Source organism: Bradyrhizobium manausense (assembly GCF_018130615.1).
GTDB classification, from domain to species: domain Bacteria; phylum Pseudomonadota; class Alphaproteobacteria; order Rhizobiales; family Xanthobacteraceae; genus Bradyrhizobium; species Bradyrhizobium manausense_A.
The window spans coordinates 470,701-493,202 of record NZ_JAFCKB010000003.1 but is presented as its reverse complement, the minus strand read 5'-3'; the positions used below and the strand labels follow the sequence as shown (position 1 = coordinate 493,202).

General features: G+C 64.5%; 15 protein-coding genes. 8 read left to right on the top strand and 7 right to left on the bottom strand.

Annotation, left to right across the window (positions count from 1 at the left end; translation table 11 throughout):
* The first annotated feature begins 114 nt into the window (after positions 1-114).
* Positions 115-741, top strand: a complete 627-nt coding sequence (locus tag JQ587_RS08695) for a LysE family translocator (RefSeq protein WP_212300333.1) — start codon at positions 115-117, stop codon at positions 739-741.
* A gap of 10 nt (positions 742-751) precedes the next feature.
* On the opposite strand, the gene JQ587_RS08690 is transcribed toward JQ587_RS08695, so the two are convergent.
* The 3 genes from JQ587_RS08690 to JQ587_RS08680 all read right to left on the bottom strand — a co-directional run bounded on the left by JQ587_RS08690 (position 752) and on the right by JQ587_RS08680 (position 6,692).
* Positions 752-3,868: an efflux RND transporter permease subunit gene (locus JQ587_RS08690; protein WP_212425028.1), complete on the bottom strand. Its 3,117-nt coding sequence runs from the start codon at positions 3,866-3,868 to the stop codon at positions 752-754.
* 33 nt (positions 3,869-3,901) lie between these two features.
* Positions 3,902-5,146 carry an efflux RND transporter periplasmic adaptor subunit gene (locus tag JQ587_RS08685; protein ID WP_212425027.1) on the bottom strand — a complete coding sequence of 415 codons (1,245 nt, stop codon included), beginning with the start codon at positions 5,144-5,146 and terminating at the stop codon, positions 3,902-3,904.
* Between the two features lie 151 nt (positions 5,147-5,297).
* Positions 5,298-6,692: a CoA transferase gene (locus tag JQ587_RS08680; RefSeq protein WP_212425026.1), complete on the bottom strand. Its 1,395-nt coding sequence runs from the start codon at positions 6,690-6,692 to the stop codon at positions 5,298-5,300.
* Between the two features lie 56 nt (positions 6,693-6,748).
* Here JQ587_RS08680 and JQ587_RS08675 point away from each other — a divergent pair, with 56 nt between their 5' ends.
* Positions 6,749-7,036, top strand: a complete 288-nt coding sequence (locus tag JQ587_RS08675; protein WP_128917193.1) for a hypothetical protein — start codon at positions 6,749-6,751, stop codon at positions 7,034-7,036.
* A 195-nt stretch (positions 7,037-7,231) separates the two neighbouring features.
* Entirely contained in the window at positions 7,232-8,002 is a 771-nt protein-coding gene (locus JQ587_RS08670) for an SDR family NAD(P)-dependent oxidoreductase (RefSeq protein ID WP_212425025.1), read from the top strand.
* A gap of 191 nt (positions 8,003-8,193) precedes the next feature.
* Here the strand turns inward: JQ587_RS08670 and JQ587_RS08665 are convergent, their stop codons facing one another.
* Genes JQ587_RS08665 through JQ587_RS08655 form a run of 3 tightly spaced genes read right to left on the bottom strand, consistent with a single transcriptional unit; the run spans position 8,194 to position 13,860 of the window.
* The gene (locus JQ587_RS08665; RefSeq protein ID WP_212425024.1) at positions 8,194-11,568 is read right to left on the bottom strand and encodes an error-prone DNA polymerase; all 3,375 of its coding nucleotides are present in this window, start codon (positions 11,566-11,568) and stop codon (positions 8,194-8,196) included.
* Positions 11,565-13,157 (bottom strand): Y-family DNA polymerase, encoded by a 1,593-nt coding sequence (locus JQ587_RS08660; protein ID WP_212300327.1) that lies wholly within the window; start codon positions 13,155-13,157, stop codon positions 11,565-11,567. The genes JQ587_RS08665 and JQ587_RS08660 overlap by 4 nt, the downstream gene beginning before the upstream one ends.
* Positions 13,054-13,860, bottom strand: coding sequence for an ImuA family protein (locus tag JQ587_RS08655; RefSeq protein WP_212300326.1), 807 nt, complete (start codon positions 13,858-13,860; stop codon positions 13,054-13,056). Before JQ587_RS08655 ends, JQ587_RS08660 begins: the two co-directional genes overlap by 104 nt.
* Before the next feature lie 162 nt (positions 13,861-14,022).
* Here JQ587_RS08655 and JQ587_RS08650 point away from each other — a divergent pair, with 162 nt between their 5' ends.
* The 3 genes from JQ587_RS08650 (at position 14,023) to JQ587_RS08640 (ending at position 18,448) form a co-directional block, all read left to right on the top strand.
* Entirely contained in the window at positions 14,023-15,258 is a 1,236-nt protein-coding gene (locus tag JQ587_RS08650; protein WP_212300325.1) for a putative DNA modification/repair radical SAM protein, read from the top strand.
* Entirely contained in the window at positions 15,258-16,700 is a 1,443-nt protein-coding gene (locus JQ587_RS08645; RefSeq protein WP_212425023.1) for a UdgX family uracil-DNA binding protein, read from the top strand. Before JQ587_RS08650 ends, JQ587_RS08645 begins: the two co-directional genes overlap by 1 nt.
* Before the next feature lie 125 nt (positions 16,701-16,825).
* Positions 16,826-18,448, top strand: coding sequence for an inorganic phosphate transporter (locus JQ587_RS08640; RefSeq protein WP_212300323.1), 1,623 nt, complete (start codon positions 16,826-16,828; stop codon positions 18,446-18,448).
* Between the two features lie 76 nt (positions 18,449-18,524).
* Here the strand turns inward: JQ587_RS08640 and JQ587_RS08635 are convergent, their stop codons facing one another.
* Positions 18,525-19,697, bottom strand: a complete 1,173-nt coding sequence (locus JQ587_RS08635) for a M20 aminoacylase family protein (protein WP_212300322.1) — start codon at positions 19,695-19,697, stop codon at positions 18,525-18,527.
* Between the two features lie 176 nt (positions 19,698-19,873).
* Here JQ587_RS08635 and JQ587_RS08630 point away from each other — a divergent pair, with 176 nt between their 5' ends.
* Complete coding sequence (locus JQ587_RS08630) at positions 19,874-21,493, top strand: GMC family oxidoreductase (RefSeq protein WP_212300321.1); 1,620 nt, start codon at positions 19,874-19,876, stop codon at positions 21,491-21,493.
* A 12-nt stretch (positions 21,494-21,505) separates the two neighbouring features.
* Complete coding sequence (locus JQ587_RS08625; protein ID WP_212300320.1) at positions 21,506-22,390, top strand: alpha/beta fold hydrolase; 885 nt, start codon at positions 21,506-21,508, stop codon at positions 22,388-22,390.
* The last annotated feature ends 112 nt before the right edge of the window (positions 22,391-22,502 follow it).

The following is a 22,502-nucleotide window of genomic DNA, read 5'->3' as shown; positions in this document are numbered from 1 at the left end:
GTGTCTCACACGTTCGTGTTTGCGCTCTCGTTCGTTTTTCAGCCTTCCGGTTGAGGCGAGCTTGCGATTTCGCAGCTACGCACACGCACAGATTTCATTTGTACGTGCGGATGCATGCCTTTATCGCATTATCTTGCCGCGCTGGTCTCCGGCATTGGAATTGGTTTCACCGTCGCGGCTCCGATCGGACCAATGGGGATGCTGTGCATTCAGCGCACCTTGGCGTCGGGCATGGCCACGGGTCTCGCCACCGGCTTCGGTGCAGCGACCGTGCATCTCACCTACAGCGCGCTCGCAGTCCTGGGATTGGGTGCGCTGGCGCAGCCCTGGGTCGAGGCGAACGCCGTCGTCTTCGGCATCGCTTCTGCGCTCACGCTCCTGTGGTTCGCGATCCGCACGCATCGCTGCTCCATCGTGCTTGGGGATGCCGGTGAGATCGACCGCGTGCGTCTCGCGCGCGCCTATCTCAGCGCCATCGCGCTCGGGCTCACCAATCCGTTGACGGTCATCCTGTTTCTGGCGGCGCTGCACGCGTTCTCCACGCAGGCCGCGGCGGCACCGCTGATCGCGGGCGTCTTCGTCGGTTCTGCGGTCTGGTGGATGATGCTCAGCACGATCGTCGCGACCGCGCGGTCACGACTGACGCCGCGGATGCTGTCGCTGAGCAGCCGCTTCACCAGCCTGATGCTGCTTGGGCTCGGCACTTCGATGCTGCTGCGGATCGCGCAGCGGATGTTGTGATCGGCGGTCGTCAGCGCGCGCGGCGGGAGAAGAAGGAGATCAGCACCGGCAGCGTCACCAGGATCACGACCGGCGCCAGCATCATGCCGGTGACGACGACGACCGCGAGCGGCTTTTGCACCTGCGAGCCGATGCCTTCCGACAGCGCGGCCGGCAGCAGGCCGACGCCGGCGACCACGCAGGTCATCAGCACGGGCCGGAGCTGCAATTCGCCGGTGCGGATCACCGCGCTCATGCGATCCATGCCCTCTTCGATCAGCTGGTTGAACTGCGAGAGAATGATGATCCCGTCCATCACGGCAATGCCGAACAGCGCGATGAAGCCGATCGCCGCCGAGACGCTGAAGGCGGTGCCGGAGATCAGCAGGCCCAGCACGCCGCCGAAGATCGCCATCGGGATCACGCTCATGGCGAGCAGCGTGTCGGTCATCGAGCCGAAATTGAACCAGAGCAGGATGCCGATCAGCGCCAGCGAGATCGGCACCACGATCGACAACCGCCGGATCGCATCCTGAAGGTTGCCGAACTCGCCGACCCATTCCATGTGCGAGCCGGGCGGCAACTGCACCTGGTCGGCGATCTTCTGCTGCGCCTCGCGGATGGCGCTGCCGAGATCGCGCTCGCGCACCGAGAACTTGATCGGCAGATAGCGTTCCTGCTGCTCGCGATAGATGTAGGCGGCGCCGGAGACGAGGCTGATGGTGGCGACTTCGCTGAGCGGAATCTGGGTCACGGAACCGTTCGGCCCTGGCGCGCCGATCCGTATGTTCTGGATCGCCTCGGCACTGCGGCGATATTCCGGCGCAAGGCGAACGATGATCGGGAAGTGGCGGTCGGAGCCCGGCTCGTAGAGATCACCGGCGGTATCGCCACCGATCGCGACCTTGATGGTGGCGTTGATGTCGCCGGGGGCGAGCCCGTAGCGCGCGGCCTTGGCGCGATCGATGTCGATCTGCACGGTCGGCTGCCCGAGCGAGGTGAAGACCGCGAGGTCGGTGACGCCCTGCACCGTCGACAGCACCGACTTGATCTTGTTGGCGGTGTCGGTCAGCGCCTGCAGATCACTGCCGAACAGCTTGATCGAGTTCTCACCCTTCACGCCGGAGACCGCTTCGGACACGTTGTCCTGGAGATATTGCGAGAAGTTGAACTCGACGCCGGGGAAGCGGTCGTCGAGCTGCTTGAGCAATTCCGCAGTCAGCACTTCCTTGTCATGCGTGCCAGGCCACTGGCTCGCCGGCTTCAGCGGCGCGAAGAACTCGGCGTTGAAGAAGCCGGCGGCGTCGGTGCCGTCATCGGGACGGCCATGCTGCGACACCACGGACTCGACTTCGGGCCGGGCGCGGATCAGCTTGCGCATCTCGTTGACGTAAGAGTTGCCCTCCTGGAGCGAGATAGTCGGCGGCAGCGTGGCGCGAATCCAGAGATTGCCCTCTTCGAGCTTGGGCAGGAATTCGAGGCCGAGCAGCCGGCCGAGCGCAACCGTCATCAGCACGAGGCCGACCGAGGCGCCAAGCATGATGTTGCGGTTGGCGACAGCCCAATTCAGAACCGGCATGTAGAGCCGGTGCAGGATCAGCATCACCCTGGTCTCGGTCTCCTCGACATGCGCCGGCAAGATGATTGCGGACAGCGCCGGCGTGACGGTGAAGGTCGCGAGCAGGCCGCCGGCGAGCGCGTAGGCATAGGTGCGCGCCATCGGCCCGAAGATGTTACCCTCGACGCCGGACAGCGTGAACAGCGGCAGGAAGGCCGCGATGATGATCGCCGCGGCAAAGAAGATCGAGCGCGACACGTCAGCCGCGGCGCTGAGGATGGCGTGGCTCTTCATGCCGAACAGCGTCTCCGGCGACATCTGCTCGGATTCCGTCGTCGGCGTGGTCTGCGTCAGGCGGCGGAAGATCGCCTCCACCATGATGACGGTGGCGTCCACGATCAGGCCGAAATCGATGGCACCGACCGACAGCAGGTTGGCCGATTCCCCGCGCAGCACCAGGATGATCACGGCGAAGAACAGCGCGAACGGAATCGTGGCGCCGACGATCAGCGCGCTTCGGAGATCGCCGAGGAAGATCCATTGCAGCAGCACGATCAGCAGGATGCCCACCACCATGTTGTGCAGCACGGTGTGGGTGGTGAGGTCGATCAGATCCTTGCGGTCGTAGATGCGCTCGATGCGCACGCCCGGCGGCAGGATGGTGGAATTGTTGATCTGGGCGACAAGCTGCTCGACGCGATTGATGGTCGGCGTGCTCTGCTCGCCGCGGCGCATCAGCACGATGCCCTGCACGATGTCGTCGGAATCGTCGAGGCCCGCGATGCCGAGACGCGGCTTCTGGCCGACGGTGACGGTGGCGACGTCCTTCACAAGCACCGGATTGCCGTTGGTTTGCGCGACCATGGTGTTGGCAAGGTCGTCTATTGACCGGATCAAGCCGACGCCGCGCACCACGGCCGATTGCTGGCCGATATTGACGGTGTTGCCGCCGACATTGACGTTGGAATTGCTGACCGCCTGGAGCAGTTGCGGCAGCGTCAGGCCGTTGGCGACCAGCTTGTTGTTGTCGACCTGGAGCTCGTAGGTCCTGCTCTTGCCGCCCCACCCGGTGACGTCGATCACGCCCGGCACGGCGCGGAAACGGCGCTGGAGGATCCAGTCCTGGATGGTCTTGAGGTCGAGCACGCTGTAGTTCGGCGGGCCGACCAGGCGATAGCGGAAGATTTCACCGATCGGGCTCAGCGGCGAGATCTGCGGCTGCACGTTGCCCGGCAGCGGCGCGAGCTGGGCCAGGCGGTTCAAGACCTGCTGCAGCGCCTCGTCATAGGTGTAGGCGAAGGAGAACTGCAGTTTGACGTCGGAGAGGCCGTAGAGCGAGATGGTGCGGATGGTCGTGAGGTTCTTCAGGCCCGCGACCTGGGTCTCGATCGGGATCGTGATGTAGCGCTCGATCTCTTCCGCCGACAGGCCGGGGCTCTGCGTGACGATGTCGACCATCGGCGGGGTCGGATCGGGATAGGCCTCGATGTTGAGCTGATTGAACGCGATGAGGCCGCCGATGAACACGGCGACGAACATGCCGACCATCAGGAAGCGCCGGTTGACGGCAAGGGCGACGAGACGGTCCATTCAGTTTCTTCGCAGTTTCTTGGGGCTCGTCGATCAGCTACCGGACGCCGCGCGGTCGATGAACAGGCTGCCTTTGACGACGATCTGTTCGCCGGGCTTCAGGTTGCTGGTCACCTCGACGAGGTTGCCATTGATAAGGCCGATCTTGATCTGACGGAGCTCGACCGACTTGTCCTCACGCGCGACCCAGATCCGGACCTGATTGCCTTCGTAGATCAGCGACTGCTTCGGCACCGCAGGCGCCGCGCGATCGCCGGCCGAATAGATCGTGACGTTGGCGAACATCTCCGGCTTGAGCAGGCCGTCCTTGTTGTCGATGGTGGCGCGAACCAGCAGACGACGGGTGTTGGGATCGATCGCGGCGGCGACGTAATTGATCTTGGCAGTCAGCGGACGGCCCGGCAGCGCCATCACATTGACCGCGATATCCTGCCCGACGGCGACGGAGGCGGCATCGCTCTCGCGCACAAAGGCAGTGAGCCAGACCGAGGACAGGTCGCCGATCACGAAGACCGGATCGCTGGCACCGGAATTTACGTATTGGCCGGGGCCGATCTTGCGCTGCACGACCGTACCCGCGATCGGCGCGTAGATCGTGATCTCCGGATTGATCGTGCTCTTGCTCTGGAACGCCTTGATCGTCTCGTCGGTGAAACCGAGAATGCGCAGCTTGTTGTTTGCGGCTTCCAGCGCCGTCACCGAGGAGCGCATGTCGTTCTGCGCCTGGACCTGGGTCGCTTCCGCCTGCTGGAAATCCTTGAGCGGAATGGCGCGGCCTTCGTAGAGGTCCTTGGCGCGCCGATACTGGATGTCGGCAAGCTCGAGCGCCGACTTTGCCTTGTTCTGCGACGTCATCGCCGCGATGTAATCGTTCTGGGCCTGCACGGTATCGGCGGCCTCGATTGTGAACAGCGGTTGACCCTGGGTCACGCTCTCGCCGGGCTTGGCGAGCAGCTTGGTCACCCGGCCTGCATAGGGCGAGAACACCGGCGTCGAGCGGTCTTCATCGACCGCGACCTTGCCTTCGGTGACGTACTCGGCACGGAAGGTTTTGGCTTTGACCGGCTCGATCGTCAGTGTCGCCCACTCGGACGGCGTCGGCGTGAAATTCTGGGCGTTCTTGCGCGACTGGCTGGAGACTTCGGAGTGCTTCTTCTCCTTGGCGTCCGCGAACAGGAAGCCGTAGGCACCAGCCCCGGCAAGTGCCAGTAAAACTACGGAGGTGACGGCCCGTCGTTTTGTAAGCACCTGCAATCTCTTGGTATTTTCAGCTGCCATGGGGCCCGGTCATGTCTGCGACGATCTCGGCAAACGACTGCCTCATCGGTCGCGCTAATAGTGCCGAATTGCGATTTCAAACAACCTAAAAAACGCGGGGTGTCCGTCGGTTTGCGTTAAAATTTTGCGTCACGTCAGCTTCACGTCAGCTTCAGCGCGGCCATTGCGGCGGATGGCTGCCGAGCGGCATCGCCGGACGGCTCCATTGCGCCGGCGTCCTCGACAGCACGGCCGAATGGCGCACCGCCTTCAGCGTGCCGAAGCCAGATGACACCGTTTCCATGAACGCAGCATGTACGGCCTCGCCCGTAAGATCCGGGGTGCTGAGGCCGCTGTCGAGCCGGCCGAGATTCCACAGCCAGCGTCCGGTCTGCGCGAGCGATACGCGCACATGCCAGCTGCCGCCTTCGCGGGCCTGGCGCGCCTTCGCCAACATCGCGCCGAACGCCATCAGATAGCCGGTGGCGTGGTCGAGCATCTGCGCCGGCAATTCCTTGGGACCGTCGATGCCGGCGGCTTTGCCTTCCGCATCGTTGAAACCTGTCGTGGTCTGTACCAGTGAATCGAAGCCGCGCCGCTCGGCCCAGGGACCGGCATGGCCATATGCCGACAGCGTGACGTAGACGATGCCGGGATTGATCTCCACTGCTTGCTCCGGCGAGAAGCCGAGGCTGGCGAGCGCGCGCGGACGATAGCCTTGCGAGACAAAGTCGGCGTCCTTCAACAATGCGCGCATCTGCGCCCTGCCCGCTTCGCTCTTCAGCTCGATGAAGGTGGTGAGCTTGCCACGGCCGGTGTCGATGGTGAGCCAGGGAATCGCCGGCAGATCGGGCCCGGAGACCAGCAGCACATCCGCACCGTGCGCGGCGAGCGTGCGGCCCGCGACTGGGCCTGCGATGACGCGGGAGAGATCGAGCACGCGCAGACCTGCGAGCGGACGATCGCCTTCAGGCCACGGCTTTGGCGGGGCGTCACCGATCTTCTCGACCGAGAGCAGCGGCAATTCGGCGAGCGCGCGCGCCTGCGGCAGCGCGGACCATTCGTCGTAAGAGCGCATCAGCGCAACGACGCCGCCGGCGGCATAGGCCGCGGTCTCGAAATCCGCGCCCTTCCACTGCATCAGTGCGGCCTGCACCTTCTCGCGCTCCGCCTCGCAGCCGAGCACCTTGCAGACGGCGTCGCGGTGATGCGGAAAGTTGGTGTGACAGCGGACGAAGCGGTTGTCGCCGGTCTTGTAGACGCCGGCGATGGCGTCCCAGGCCGGAGGCGGCGGCTTGTCGTCGAGGCGCAGATAACGCTCGGAACGACATTCGACGACAGCATGGCGGAGATCGACGGTGACGTCCTGCGCTTCGCCACTGCGCAGCCTCCAGATCTCGGCAGCGGCAAGGCCGGCGGCTGCGATCGTCGTTTGCCCCGCGACGGCGACGCGAAACGAGGACGGGACCTGCGGCTCTTCGCCGGTCAGCCGCACATGTTGAAGCGCGGCCGCATCGCCTCCGGCGGAGGTCCAGATATCCCTCAGAGTGTCGGCGGGGCTTTGCATGGCCGCTTCTCTCCCTTAGTTTTTTGCGAGCATTCATGAGCATATGAGGAAATGCAATGGCCGCCATCGATCCCCTCACCGCAGGCGCCGTGTTCGTCGCAACCGCGGCCACCGACGCGGTCTATGTGATGTTCACCTCCGCCGTCGTTGCACGCAAGCGCGTGCCGGCGGCGAGCTGGAGCGCCATCTGGTATCTGCTCTCGTCCTACGCCGTGATCAGCTACACCGAAAACGCTTTCTACGTCGCATTCGCCGCGATCGGCTCCTGGGTCGGCGCCTACGCGTCGCTGACCTTCCTGCACCGCCCGCCCGGCGGCCCGCCGGTGGGGGCGGCGCCGGAGTGACGACGACGCATATTCGGTGTCGTCATGGCGGAGGCCAGGACCTATTACCCCGGTCGCATGTTGTGGAAATGCACTTTGGCTACGGCATCACGTAACAACACGGATTTGTGGTAATGGGTCCTGGCTTTCGCCAGGACGACGTCGGGAAGGCACACCGTCCATCCGCGCGCGATCAACAAGAAGGAAAATCAAACAATGGATCTCGGTCTCAAGGGCAGAAACGCCATCGTTCTCGGCGGCACGCGCGGTATCGGTCGGTCGATCGCTGCGACGCTGGCCGGGGAAGGCACGCATGTCGCGGTGTGCGCGCGCAATGCGGAGCAGGTTGCCGCCACCGTCGCTGAGCTGAAGGCAAGCGGCATCCGCGCCACCGGCGGCGCGGTTGACGTTTCCGACGGTGCTGCGCTGAAGGCGTGGGTCGAGGGCGCTGCCAAGGAACTCGGCGGCATCGACATGCTGTTTTCCAATGCCGGCGCCATGGCGCAAGGCCACGACCCCGCATCGTGGGAGCAGAATTTCCGGCTCGACGTGCTCGGCGCCGTACAGGCGTTCGACGCGGCGCGACCGTTCCTCGAGACAAGCGGCGAGACGCGCGGCGATGCCGCCTTCGTCATCATCTCCTCGATCTCGGCGGCGCAGGCCGATCTCGCCAGCTCCTACGGCCCGATCAAGGCGGCGCTGATCCACATGGCCAAGGGGCTGGCGCGGCAATACGCCAAGAAGAAGATCCGCGTGAACGTGGTCTCGCCCGGTACCGTCTACTTCGAGGGCGGCGTCTGGAACATGATCGAGAAGAACATGCCCGAGCGCTACAGCGACGCGATGAAGCGCAATCCGATGGGACGCATGGCGACGCCACAGGAGATCGCAAACGCCGCGGTGTTTCTGGCAAGCCCGGCGTCATCGTTCACGACGGGCGCCAATCTCGTCGTCGACGGCGCGATCTCGAACCGGGTGAATTTTTGAGGCGCTCGTTCCGCCGTCATGGCCGGGCTTGTTCCGGCCATCCACGCGCAGCCGCACCCCTTAGAGACGTGGATGCCTGGGACAAGCCCGGGCATGACGACTGAGGGTGAGGTGCGCGATCGCTTCAACAGACTCGTCATTGCCCGCGAAGCTCGCAATGACGGGTGAGGCAACATTCCGCACTCACAGCCTCAATGAAAATCCCGCGACGGCGGCAGGATGCGGACGTTGCGGGGGTGGCGGATTTTTTGGGCTGGCATGTCCGCGTGGTCGCGGCGGTCGTCATTGAGCGACTCGATCAGGTCGGCGCCTGCCGGGACCGGAGGCTTGCGGCTCAGCGCGTCATTGGCCAACCCGACCAGATCGTGCGAGCGGTCGATCATGCGCTGGGCGATCAGATGCGTCACCTTCTCGGGGCTGCTCTGGATATAGCCCTGGACCTCGATGAGGCGCGCACCCATCACCTCTTTGCGGTACTGCTCCATGACCTTGGGCCACACCACGACATTGGCGATGCCGGTTTCGTCCTCCAGCGTCATGAACACGACGCCGCTGGCGCTGCCCGGCCGCTGCCGCACCAGCACCACGCCGGCGCAGCGGACGCGCCGCCGCTCGTTCTCGTGACTGATCTCCTTGCAGGCGACGATCCGCTCGCGCGAAAACGTCTCGCGCAGGAATTCCATCGGGTGGCCTTTGAGTGACAACCGGATGGTCTGGTAGTCGGCGACGACCTGTTCGGGCCGCGGCATCACGGGGAGTGGCTTGGCATGCTCGTCCGGCTGCTCGCGCGCGGTCGCCGCCTCGAACAGCGGCAGCGCCACATCGTCGGGCAGCCGCCGCACCTGCCACAGCGCCTCGCGGCGATCGAGCCCGAGCGAGCCGAATGCATCAGCGTCCGCCAGCAGGATCAGCGCGCGCTTGGGCAGGCCGGTGTCGCGGGCAAAATCTTCGAGCGAGGTGAACCGCTGGCGGTCGCGAGCCTTGATGATGCGATCGGCCCAGTCCTCCTGAGTGACATGGACCTTGTCCTGCCGCTTCGCTTGCTCCGCCTTGAGGAACTCCTCATCGGGATCGAGCCAGTGAAACCCGTCGATCTGGCGAAAACCCAGGCGGACGGCGCAATATCTGTCGTCAGTGTTCTCCAGCGTGTTCTGCGCAAAGCTGTAGGACACGTCGATCTCGCGCACCTCGACGCCGTTCTTGCGGGCATCGCCGACGATCTGCGCCGGCGCGTAGAAGCCCATCGGCTGCGAGCTCAGGAGGCCGCAGCAGAAGGCGTCGGGATGATGATATTTCAACCATGACGAGATGTAGACGAGCTGGGCGAAGCTCGCGGCATGGCTCTCCGGGAAGCCGTAGGAGCCGAAACCCTTGATCTGGTCAAAGCAGCTTCTGGCGAAATTGGCATCGTAACCGCGCGCGACCATGTTGCCGATCAGCTTTTCCTCGTATTGGCCGATGGTGCCGACATTGCGGAAGGTCGCCATCGAGCGGCGCAGGCCGTTGGCTTCCTCAGAGGTGAACTTTGCTGCCTCGATCGCAATACGCATTGCCTGCTCCTGGAACAGGGGCACGCCCTTCGTCTTGTGCAGCACCTTGTAGAGCTCATCCGCGGGACCATGCTCGGGCGATGGCGAGGGATAGGTCACCTTCTCCAGACCGTTTCGCCGGCGCAGATAAGGATGCACCATGTCGCCCTGGATCGGCCCCGGACGCACGATCGCGACCTCGATGACGAGATCGTAGAAGGTCCGCGGCTTCAGGCGCGGCAGCATGTTCATCTGCGCGCGGCTCTCGACCTGGAACACGCCGAGCGATTCTCCCTCACACAGCATGTCGTAAACCTTGGGATCGTCCTGCGGGACGGTCGCCAGAACCCAGCGTTTGCCCTTGTGCTGATCGATCAGATCAAAGCATTTCCTGATGCAGGTCAGCATGCCCAGCGCGAGCACGTCGACTTTCATCATGTTGAGCGCGTCGACATCGTCCTTATCCCACTCGATAAAAGTGCGGTCGTCCATCGCCGCGTTGCCGATCGGCACATAGGTGTCGAGCCGGTCCTGCGTCAGCACATAGCCGCCGACATGCTGGGAGAGATGGCGCGGGAATTCGATCAGCTCGGTCGCAAGCTCGACCGCGAGGTTGATCATGGGGTTTTGCGGATCGAGCCCGGCCTGCCTGACCTGCATGTCGTTGAGACCCTTGCCCCAGCTACCCCAGACGGTGTCGGCGAGCGCGGCGGTGACGTCCTCGGTCAGGCCCAGCGCCTTGCCGACATCGCGGATGGCGCTGCGCGGACGATAGTGGATGATGGTGGCGATGATCGCGGCGCGGTGGCGGCCGTAGCGGCGATAGACATATTGCATCACCTCCTCGCGGCGCGAATGCTCGAAATCGACGTCAATGTCGGGCGGCTCCAGCCGCTCCTTGGAGATGAAGCGCTCGAACAACAGATCGACCTTGGTCGGGTCGACCGAGGTGATGCCGAGCACGTAGCAGACGGCCGAATTCGCCGCCGAGCCGCGACCCTGGCACAGAATGTTCTGGCTGCGGGCGTAATGGACGATGTCGTGCACGGTCAGGAAGTAATGCGCGTATTTCAGCTCGGCGATCAGCGCGAGCTCCTTCTTGAGGGTCGCGCGCAGCTTGTCGTCGATGTTGCCGCCAAAATATTTATCGACGCCCGCCCAGGTCAGGTCCTCCAGATGCCCTTGCGCGGTCTTGCCCGGCGGCACCGGCTCGTCCGGATACTGGTATTTGAGCTGATCGAGCGAGAACTCGATTGTGTCCGCAAAGCGCATGGTCTCCGCGACCGCCTCGGGAAAATCGCGGAACAGCCGGGACATCTCGCGGGGCGTCTTCAGAAAGCGCTCGGCATTAGCTTCCAGCTTACGTCCGACCGCCTCGATCGTGGTCTTTTCCCGGATGCAGGTGAGCACATCCTGCAGCGGGCGGCGTCCGGGATCGTGATAGAGCACCTCGTTGGTCGCGAGCAGCGGCACTTTTGCTTTGGCGGCGAGATTGTCGAGCCGCGCCAGGCGGCGGCGGTCGTCGCCGCGATAGATCAGGCTCGCGGCGAGCCACACGCCTTCGGAGCGGCTGGCTTTGAGTTTTGAAAGCACATCCATCGCCTTCGCATCCTCAAAGCGATGCGGCAGCGTCAGGACCAGGAGCTGGCCTTCAGAAAACTCCAGCAAATCGGCGAAGGTGAGATGGCATTCGCCCTTCTCGATCCGCGTGATGTCGTCGCCGCGCTTGCCCCGGGTCAGAAGCTGGCAGAGCCGGCCATAGGCGGCGCGGTCGCGCGGGTAGACGAGAATGTCGGGCGTGCCGTCGATGAAGACGATGCGCGCGCCGATCAGCAGCTTTGGCTTGTGCAGCACCTTGTCATTGTCGAGCTCGCTGTAGGCCCGCACCACGCCGGCGAGCGTGTTGTGATCGGCAATGCCGATCACGGGAATGCCGAGCTTGCTGGCCTGGTGCACATAGGCGCGCGGATCCGAGCCGCCACGCAGGAAGGAGAAATTGGTGGTGATGCCGATCTCGGCATAAGCAAGCGTATTCATGCGAAGAGACCGTGCACATACCAGTTGGGCGGCGCGGGCTTGCCGTCGGCGTCGAACACCTCGCCCTCGTAAAGACCATCGCGAAAGATCCAGAAGCGCAGGCCCTCGGCATCCTCGATGCGGAAATAATCCCGCGTCAGCTGCTTGCCGTCCTGCCGCCACCATTCCATGGCGATGCGCTCGGGCCCTTCCACCCGCACCACCGCGTGTTTCGCGCGCCGCCAGGTGAATTGATGCGGCGGACCGTCCGGCACGGTCGCAAACGGCACGGTGACCGGCTCCGGCTTGTCGAACAGCCGCAGGGGACGCAGCGGCGGTTCGCTCTCGGCGCGCGCCGGCCATTCGGCCTGCATGGCGACGGCGAGATGATGCTGCGCCGGCGCGGCCAGCACCGCCTGCTCGGGGATATGGGTGTCCTGCGGCAGATGCACGACGACGCGTTTTCCGCCGATCCGCGCGGCGATGCGGTCGATCAGCGCGGCAAGTTCGTCATTGTCATGGACGTGGGCATCGAGATCGCGCTGCTCCTGCACCACGATCTCGGTGCGGCTTGCCGACAGCCGCACCATGTCGAAACCGAAACCGGGATCGAGCGGATCGGCGAGCGCATCGAGCCGTTCGCGGAACAGCCGGTCGATCACGGCACTTCGCGTCACGGGACGTCCGGTCTCGACCATGATCGCACGCACCACGCCGTCGGTGCGGAAGAACGCGGCCTCCAGACGGCGCGCGCCCTTGCCCTGCTTCTCCATGGACGCGATCAACGTATCGGCCAGCCGCGACAGCGTCATCGCGATCATGGTGTCGGTCGCGATCGGCTCGGCGAAGCGTTTCTCCACGATGTAGTCGGGCAGCGGCTTGCGCGGATTGATCGGCGCATCGCCCTGCCCCAGCGCATGCGCGAGCAGCGTGGAGAACCGTGCACCGAACCGCGCCGTGATTTCACTCGGATTGCGCGAGGCGACATCGCCGATGGTCTTCAAGCCAGCGCGGCGCAGGCCAGTCGTAATCGTCTCGTCGGCACCAAGCGCGGACACCGGAAAGCGGTCGATCGCCGCCGCCTCCCCGCCATCGGCAACAATAACGCCAGGCGTCTGCCGTGTCAGCGTGCGCGCGCAGACCGAGGTGCCGGCAATGGCTGCGCCGACGGCAAAGCCCTGGCGCGCCAGCGCGCGAACCAGCGTCTGCAACAGCGCGGCCTCGCCGCCGAACAGATGCGCGCAGCCGGTGATGTCGAGGAACAGCCCGTGCGGCGGATCGAGCGCCACCAGCGGCGTGAAGCGATCGCACCAGTCGGCGATGTCGCTCAGCGTCTTGGCATCGGCCACGACATCGGCGTCGAACACCTTTAAGTCCGGGCACATCGCCCGGGCATTGGCCAGCGGCTGGCCAATGTGCAGGCCGAGGCGCTCGGCGGCTTCATCGAGCGCATGGATCACCAGCGCATTGGTGTCCTTGATGACGACAATGCTGGGATCATTGGTTTTACCCAGCCCGGCGCTGTTGAAGAACCGCTGGATCCGGTCGATGGGCAGGCGCGGCAGCCACAGGCTGAGGATACGCCGACGGTTCAGAGAACTGGCACTCATCACATTTCCATTCCATGATCCACCGGCCACACGGGCCATGACGGTTACGCAACAGCTCGACATCGAAACGCGGCGCGCCCCAGGCACTCCAAGGCGCCGCAGGCATTGAAGCTGAACCCGGCGGCGAATGCGCGGCGCGCAGCATCCACCGCGTTTCCGCAGTCGAGGGCAGCGGCTGCGCCGCCATCCGCAACAGCAAGCCGGTGACGCCGGACGATTGCGCGGCCAGCGTCAGTTTGCGGCTCGCCACCAGATCGAACTGCCTGGTCTCGCCCCAGAGCTCGAGCACGACGGCGCCGAGCGCATCGCAGGCGAGCGCATCGGCCGAGGTGCGCAGCGCGCTCTCGACGTCAGCCGCCCGCACCATCACCACGCGGCGCGGATCGAGGCCGAGCTCGGCGAGCCCGCTCATCGACAGCGCGCCGGCCTCGAGCTCCGAAAAATCCTGCCGCACCCACAAAAGCGGCCGCTGCGTCGTGACGCGGCCCGCAAGCCCGGTGACAAAGCCGGTCGCAACCGCGCCCTGACGCCCTTCGCAAAACACCTCGTGGATCGCCGCGCGTGCGAGTCCGCCTTTCAAGGCGTGGTCCACTTCGCTGTGACCGAGCGCAACGCGGTCGTGATGATGCCCGACTTCCGCCGTCTCGATCCGCTCGATCTGGCTGCGCAAGGTCGCAAGCGCGCTCATGCGTGCGCCGCTCATGCTCGCCGCTCCTTCAGAGGTGATTGCCGATGCCTCTCAAAAAGAGAACCACCGGCTGGCTCATTTGTTCATGATATGTTCTAATATAAAGCTAACGGCGCGCGAAGAGTCAATCGAATTGCGCCCTATCGGATTCATGAGTTGAATCAAAGGGATTCCGGGATGGACGTACAACGTAAGCTGGAGATCCTGGCGGATGCCGCCAAGTACGACGCCTCCTGTGCCTCCAGTGGCACCGAGAAGCGGGATTCCAGCGACGGCAAGGGCATGGGCTCGACCGCGCCGGGCATGGGCATCTGCCATTCCTACGCGCCGGACGGCCGCTGCATCTCGCTGCTCAAGGTGCTGCTGACCAATGCCTGCAACTACGATTGCCTCTATTGCGTCAACCGCGCCTCCTCCAACGTGCCGCGCGCCCGCTTCACCATCGACGAAGTGGTCAAGCTCACGCTCGACTTCTACCGGCGCAATTACATCGAAGGACTGTTCCTCTCCTCCGGCATCATCCGCAGCCCCGACTACACAATGGAGCAAGTGGTCAGCGTCGCGCGAAAGCTGCGCGAGGAGCATCACTTCCGCGGCTACATCCATCTCAAGACCATTCCGGAAGCCGACGACGCGCTGATCACGGAAGCCGGCAAATATGCCGACCGTCTCTCCATCAATATCGAGATGCCCCAGGAGACCAGCCTGCAGCAATTCGCGCCCGAAAAAGACGTGCGCGCGATCCGCCGCACCATGGGCCGGCTGCGGCTGAAGCTCGACGAAGCCGAGGATATCAGCAGCACCAAGACGAAGGCAAAGCCGCAGCGTTTCGCACCTGCCGGGCAAAGCACACAGATGATCGTCGGCGCCGATGGCGCGAACGATCACACCATTCTCCACACCAGCGCCAATCTCTATGGTTCATACCGGTTGAGGCGCGTCTATTACTCCGCCTTCAGCCCGATCCCCGACGCGAGCCGCGCGTTGCCTCTGGTACAGCCGCCTTTGCTGCGCGAGCACCGGCTCTACCAGGCCGACTGGCTGATGCGGTTCTACGGCTTTGACGTTGCGGAGATCGTCGACGACAGCGCGATGCTGCCGCTCGACATCGATCCAAAGCTCGCCTGGGCGCTGCGCCATCGCGACCGCTTCCCGCTCGACGTCAACCGCGCCAGCCGCGAGGAGCTGCTGCGCGTGCCGGGCTTCGGCACCAAGGCGGTCGAACGCATCATCGCGACGCGACGCACGACCACGATCCGCTTGTCCGATCTCGCGCGGCTGCACGTGCCCCGCAGCAAGGCGCTGCCGTTCATCGTCCTCAGCGATCACCGCCCCTCGCCGCACCGCCTCGACGAGGCGCGGCTGATCGAGCGTTTCAAGCCGAAGGCAACACAATTGGGGTTTGGCTTCTGATGCAGTACATCATCCTCGACACCGAAACCGATTTCGACGGCTGGCGTAAAGCCGCGCGGACGCTCGTGCTTCGTCATGTGAATCCTAATGAGGTCACCTGGACCGTGCAGGGCGGCGAAGCGGAGCTGTTCGCACCATCCGCCCCGTCTCCAATCCTCGAGGTGAACGAGGGCACCTTCAGCGTGTCGGCAAAATTCGTCGACCTCGCCCAGGCCGCAATCCTGCATCGCGATAGCGAGCGCTTTGCGATCCTCTATCGCCTGCTCTGGCGCTTGAGGGACAATCACGATCTCATCGAGGTCGCGACCGATCCCGATGTCGCGTTAGCTATCGCGATGGCACGCGCGGTTCATCGCGACGAGCACAAGATGCATGCCTTCGTCCGCTTCCGTGAGATCGGACGCGAACGCGCGGCACATTACGTCGCCTGGTTCGAACCGGAACATCACATCGTCGAGCTTGCCGCGCCGTTTTTCGCCAAACGTTTTGCCGACATGCCCTGGTCGATCCTGACGCCGGACCTCTGCGCACATTGGGACGGTCACGCGCTCTCGTTCACGCCGGGCGTGAGCAAGAGCGAGGCGCCAAGCGAAGACCGGCTCGAGGAAACCTGGCAGCGTTACTACGCCAGCATCTTCAATCCGGCACGTTTGAAGGTGAAGGCGATGCAGGCCGAGATGCCGAAAAAATACTGGAGGAACCTGCCCGAGGCCTCGATCATTAAACCCCTGATCGAGGACGCCGAGCGCATGACCGGCGCCATGATCGCCAACGCCGCAACCGATCCGCACAAGCCTCAAAAGCGGCCGGAGGCTCCGATGAAACGTAAACCTGCCGCCGACGATCTCGAAGCGCTCCGCGAGGAAGCCGCGCATTGCCGCGCCTGCCCGCTCTACAAGGACGCGACCCAGACCGTGTTCGGCGAAGGCCCGAAAGACGCCACCATCATGCTGGTCGGCGAGCAGCCCGGCGACAAGGAAGACCTCGCCGGCCATCCCTTCGTCGGCCCGGCCGGCCAGATGCTGGACCGCGCACTCGCGGAAGCCGGCGTCGACCGCACGAAGGTCTATGTCACCAACGCGGTGAAGCATTTCAAATTCGTGCCGCGCGGAAAGATCCGCCTGCACCAGAAGCCGGCAACGCCGGAGATCAAGGCATGCCGACAATGGTATGAGCGGGAGGTTTCGGCAATTCAGCCCGAGCTGATCGTGGCGATGGGCGCAACCGCCGCACAGAGCGTGTTCGGCAAGATCACGCCCATCGGCAAGACCCGCGGACGGCTCATAGACCTCCCCGACGGACGCAAGACTCTGGTGACGGTGCATCCATCTTATCTGCTGCGCCTGCCTGATCCGGACGCCAAGGTGCTGGAATATCAGCGCTTTGTCGAAGACCTGAAGATCGCCGCCGGCTTGCTGAAAAAGGCTCCGCGCGCCGCCTGACGCAACCCGGATGCATGTCACAAGCCGGGGGAGAACTCGCGCCATTTCAAGTGTCTGCCCGTCATTTCAACCGCCTGTCACATGCCGCGCGCAAAGTCGCGGGCCTTGGGACAGGAGAATTTTCAATGAGTGACGTTGCTTTGCCGGGCTCCATCGAGCCGGCCTTGAGTAAGGGGCCAGACCTCAATCGCGGATTCCATCCGCTCACCGGCGTGATCTATATGGGGGTGATCGCCGCCGCACTGCTCTTCGTCGCCTACAGCATCTGGATCGACGTCGACGCGGCCGGCGCACAGGTCAAGACCTTAGCTCCTTTCCTCCTGCTCTTCGTCGCGCTTCTGATCGCACTCGGCTTCGAGTTCGTGAACGGCTTCCACGACACCGCCAACGCGGTTGCCACCGTGATCTATACCCGCTCGCTGCCTGCCCATGTCGCCGTGGTGTGGTCCGGCATGTTCAACCTGTTCGGCGTGCTGCTGTCCTCGGGCGCGGTCGCGTTCGGCATCGTCTCGCTGCTGCCGGTCGAGTTGATCCTCCAGGTCGGCTCCAGCGCCGGCTTCGCCATGGTGTTCGCGCTGTTGATCGCCGCCATCATCTGGAACGTCGGCACCTGGTATTTCGGCCTGCCGGCCTCGAGCTCGCATACCCTGATCGGCTCGATCATGGGCGTCGGCATCATGAACGCCAGCCTGCACGGCCGCAGCGGCACCTCCGGCGTCGACTGGACCCAGGCCACCAATATCGGCAAGGCGCTGCTGCTGTCGCCGCTGTTCGGTTTCGCGCTCGCCGCCGGCCTCCTCCTGATCCTGCGCACCGTGCTGCTGCGCGCCACGCCCGCTCTGTTCGGCGAGCCGAAGGGCGACCAGCCGCCGCCCTGGTGGATCCGCGGCATCCTGATCCTCACCTGCACGCTGGTGAGCTTCTTCCATGGCTCCAATGACGGTCAGAAGGGCATGGGCCTGATCATGCTGATCCTGATCGGCACCGTGCCGACCGCCTACGCGCTCAACCGCGCGCTGCCGGAGAGCCAGATCGCCGCGTTTAGCCAGAACTCGGAGGCCGCCAGCAAGATCATCGAAGGCAAGGCCGCCGGTTACAGCGTGATCGGCAACCCGCGCCCCGCCGTGACCAACTATGTCGCGCAACACGAGGTCAATGGCGGCACGTTCCCGTCGCTCGCCGTGCTCGTGCGCGACATCTCCAAGCAGGTGACCACCTACGGCTCACTCGCCAAGGTGCCTGCCGACCTCGTCGGCAACACCCGCAACGACATGTACCTCGCCTCGGAAGCGCTGCGTTTCCTGATGAAGGACAAGGAAGCCGAGCTCAGCTCCGCTGACGTGACCGTGCTCAATGCCTACAAGGGCTCGCTCGACAACGCCACGAAGTTCATCCCCGGTTGGGTGAAGATCGCGGTCGCCATCGCGCTTGGTCTCGGCACCATGGTCGGCTGGAAGCGCATCGTCGTCACGGTCGGCGAGAAGATCGGCAAGACCCACCTGACCTACGCGCAGGGCGCCTGCGCCGAGATCACCGCGGCCGCCACCATCGCCGCCGCCGACGTCTACGGCCTGCCGGTCTCGACCACCCACGTGCTGTCATCCGGCATCGCAGGCACGATGGCCGCCAACGGCTCGGGCCTGCAATGGGCCACGATCCGCAACATTGCGATGGCCTGGGTGCTGACCCTGCCGGCCGCAATGTTGATCTCGGGCGTGCTCTATTATCTGTTCTCCCACGTGTTCTGAGCCGCGACACGGCACAGAAGCAAAGAGGGCCCGTGCGATGCACGGGCCCTTTTCGTTTGAGCTCTCGATCAGCGCATCAAGAGGCTGCGAGCTGTTCCTCGACCAGCTTGACCCAAAAGGACGTGCCAAACACGATGGCCTCGTCGTCGAAATTGTAGGCGGGGTGATGCAGGCCGGCGCTATCGCCGTTGCCGCAGAAGATGAAGGCGCCGGGACGCGCTTCCAGCATATAGGCAAAGTCCTCGCCGCCCATCAGCGGCGGCATCTCGAGCACATTGGCCTCGCCCGCGACCTGCTTGGCAATGCGCGCCGCGACCTCGGTCTCAGCGGCGTGGTTGTTCACGACGGGATAGTTGCGCTTGTAGTGCAGATCGATCTTCGCGCCGGTGATCTGTGCCACGCCCGCCACCACTTCGCGGACACGCTTCTCGACCAGCTTGCGCACCTCCGGCGTCAGCGTGCGGATGGTGCCCCTCAGCGTCGCGGTTTGCGGAATGACGTTGCGGGCGTTGCCGGCGTGGAATTCGCAGATAGAGATCACGGCCGACTCCAAGGGATCGACGCTGCGCGCGACGATCGACTGCAGCGCGGTGATCACCTGAGCACCGACCAGGACGGGGTCGATGCATTTGTGCGGACGCGCGGCGTGGCCGCCGAGGCCCTCGATCATGATGTCGACCTCGTCGGTCGCCGCCATGATCGGGCCCGGCCGGATCGCGAACGAGCCGATCGGGATGCCGGGACCGTTATGCATGCCGTACACCTGCTCGATCCCGAAGCGCTCCATCATGCCGTCCTTGACCATGGCCGCGCCGCCGGCGCCGCCCTCTTCGGCCGGCTGGAAGATCACCACGGCATCGCCTGCGAAGTTACGGGTCTCGGCGAGGTAGCGCGCGGCGCCGAGCAGCATCGCAGTGTGGCCGTCATGGCCACAGGCGTGCATCTTGCCCGGAGTCTTGGAAGCGTAAGGCAGGTTGGTCTGTTCCTCGACAGGCAGCGCGTCCATGTCGGCCCGCATGCCGATCACCTTGAGCCCCTCGCCGGCCGGCTTGCTGCCCTTGATCACGCCGACCACGCCGGTCTGGCCGACGCCGGTCACGACCTCGTCGCAGCCGAACTCACGCAGGCGGTCCGCGACGAATGCTGCAGTGCGGTGGACATCATACAGCAGCTCGGGATGCTCATGGATGTCCCGCCGCCAGGCCTGGATATCGGGTTGGAGGTCGGCGACACGGTTCACGATGGGCATGGAGGGGTCTCGAGCTTTGTTGAAATTGCCGGCCTGTCTACCATGCAAGCGGCAGTCCACCCAACTGCCTCTGGCTGGGGCCTAGCCCTGCCCGCGCGGCATGGCCGGGCTTGTCCCGGCCAGCTCCGTCTGCCTATTAGGACAGAACGTTTAGAGACCATCCGGGTGGAAGCAGAATGCCAAGACGGCTCGAAGGTGAGTTTGACTACATTGTCGTCGGCGCCGGCACGGCCGGCTGCATCATTGCCAACCGGCTGTCGGCCGAACCCAAGAACCGCGTCCTCATTCTCGAGGCCGGCGGCGACGACAACTGGATCTGGTTCCACATCCCCGTCGGCTATCTCTTTGCGATCGGCAATCCGCGCTCGGACTGGATGTTCAAGACCGAGGCCGAGCCGGGGCTGAACGGCCGCGCGCTCGCCTATCCCCGCGGCAAGGTGATCGGCGGCTGCTCGGCGATCAACGCCATGATCTCGATGCGCGGTCAGGCCGCCGATTACGATCACTGGCGCCAGCTCGGCATGACCGGCTGGGGCTATGATGACGTGCTGCCACTGTTCAAGCGGCTGGAAGACCACTTCCTCGGCGCAAGCGAGCATCACGGGGCCGGCGGCGGCTGGCGCATCGAGGCGCCGCGGCTGTCCTGGGACGTTCTCGATGCCGTCGGCGACGCCGCAGAAGAAATGGGCATCAAGCGCATCCCCGATTTCAACACCGGCGACAACGAAGGCACGAGCTATTTCCACGTCAACCAGAAGCGCGGCCGGCGCTGGTCGTCGGCGCGCGGCTTCCTCAAGCCGGCGCTAAACCGCCCCAATCTGCGGCTCGAGAAGCATGTACTGGTCGATCGCCTGATCATCGAGCAGGGCCGCGCCGTCGGTGTGCGCTTCATCCAGAACGGCGAGATCGTCGAGGCGCGTGCCAAGCGCGAGGTGATCCTCTCGGCGGGCTCGATCGGCTCGGTGCAGGTGCTGCATCGCTCCGGCATCGGCCCTGCCGACTGGCTGTCTCCGCTCGGCATCGACGTCGTGATGGACAAGCCCGGTGTGGGGCGCAATCTGCAGGACCATCTGCAGCAGCGCGCGATCTACAAGGTCGAAGGCGTGCGGACGCTGAACGAGACCTATTACAATCTGTTCCGTCGCGGTCTGATGGGCCTCGACTATGCTTTCCGCCGCCGCGGTCCACTGACCATGGCGCCGTCGCAGCTCGGTATCTTCACGCGCTCCGACGCAACGCGTGCGCGCGCCAACATCCAATTCCACGTGCAGCCGCTGTCGCTCGACAAATTCGGCGATCCCCTGCATCGCTTCCCTGCGATCACCGTGAGCGCCTGCAATCTGCAGCCGACCTCTCGCGGCACCGTGCGGCTACGCTCGGCGACGCCTGACGAGAAGCCGATCATCGCGCCGAACTATCTGTCGACCGATGACGACCGCCAGGTCGGTGCCGACGCCATCCGCACCACGCGCCGCCTGATGCAGCAGAAGGCGCTGGCAAGATATCGGCCGAGCGAATATCTGCCCGGCCCCACCGTCGGCGACGACGATGCCTCGCTCGCCAAAGCCGCCGGCGACATCGGCACCACGATCTTCCATCCCGTCGGCACGGCGAAGATGGGATCGGCGAGCGATCCCATGGCCGTGGTCGACGAACGCCTGCGCTTCCATGGCCTCGCCGGCCTGCGCGTTGTCGACGCCTCGATCATGCCGACGATCACCTCGGGCAATACCAACACGCCGACCGCGATGATCGCCGAGAAGGGCGCAACGATGATCCTGGAGGATGCGAGATAGCATCCAATCAGCATGATCCGTCACCGCTTTTCCATCGGTCCCGCCGGCGCAGAGATTGCCATGGTGCAATGGGGCGAGAGCGGCAAACCGCCCGCCCTGCTCGTGCATGGTACCGGCTTTGTCGCCGGCGTCTGGGATGAGGTCGCGTGCGATCTCGCATCGACCCACACCGTCTATGGGCTCGATCGCCGCGGCCACGGCGCAAGCTACAAGCCTCGCGTCTATCACTTTGCTGACTATGCCGAGGATATCTGCCGCGTGATCGACGCGCTGGGCTTGGGCGAGGTCTACGGCATCGGCCACAGCGCGGGCGCAACCGATCTGTTGCTGGCGGCCAAGATGAGACCGGGATGTTTCACACGCCTGTTCGTGATGGAGCCAACCGTGATGAACCCGCATGCAGCGCGCGAGCCGTCGGCCGGATTAAGTGAACAATCGCTGTCCCGCGTGCAGGGCGCGCTGCGCCGGCAGGCGGAGTTCGACAGTCACGAGGCCGTCTTCAAACGCTATCGTGCTGCGCCCGCTTTTGCGGATTGGACCGAGGCTTCGCTGTGGGCCTATGTGCAGCACGGTTTCACGCCGCTCGACAATGGCCGGGTGCGGCTCTGCTGCACGCCTGAGATCGAGTCCGCGATGTTGCATCCGATCTACGAGGCGATGGAGCAGGTCTATGCCGGCGACGCGCGCGGTAATCCGTTCACCTGGTTCGGGGAGATCGCGTGCCCCGTAACGGTGACGACAGCCGAGACGTCGGGGCCGATCTACAAGGAGATGGCCTCACGCGCGACGGCGCTGATGCCGCACGCCCGTGCCCTCGCCTTCGAAGGCGTCGGCCACTGTGTGGCACAGGAAGCACCCGCCCTTGTGCTGCGGGCGGTCCGGGAATTTTCGGCGTAGATCCTCGGTCACCTCCCAAGCCCCGGATGCAGCGCAGCAGAGTGCGCCGGGCCAAGGGCTCAAACGGCATATGTGACCCCACCTCACGAAAACGTCATCGCCCCCCGCGAAT